A 265-nucleotide genomic window follows, 5' to 3' on the forward strand; every position below is an offset into this window, starting at 1 on the left:
GCACGACCGGCATGCCGAAGGCGGCCAACATCAACCATTACCGCGTGCTCGCCATCTCGCTCGGCTTCAACGGCGCCATGGATATGAAGCCGCACGACCGCATCTATGTCTGCCTGCCGCTCTACCACACGACCGGCAGCGTGCTCGCCTCGGGCGCGGCGCTGACGGCGGGCGCCAGTGTCGTCATCCGCGAGAAATTCTCGGCCAGCCAGTTCTGGGACGACGTCGTCGACTACGAATGCACGATCTTCCAGTATATCGGCGA

1 protein-coding gene is annotated in these 265 nt (G+C 63.8%); it reads left to right on the top strand.

Translation table 11 applies throughout. From position 1 onward, the window contains the following. A partial coding sequence (locus CH341_RS32735; RefSeq protein WP_146604791.1) for an AMP-binding protein occupies positions 1 to 265 on the top strand: 265 nt, incomplete at both ends.

Source organism: Rhodoplanes roseus (assembly GCF_003258865.1).
Taxonomy (GTDB): domain Bacteria; phylum Pseudomonadota; class Alphaproteobacteria; order Rhizobiales; family Xanthobacteraceae; genus Rhodoplanes; species Rhodoplanes roseus.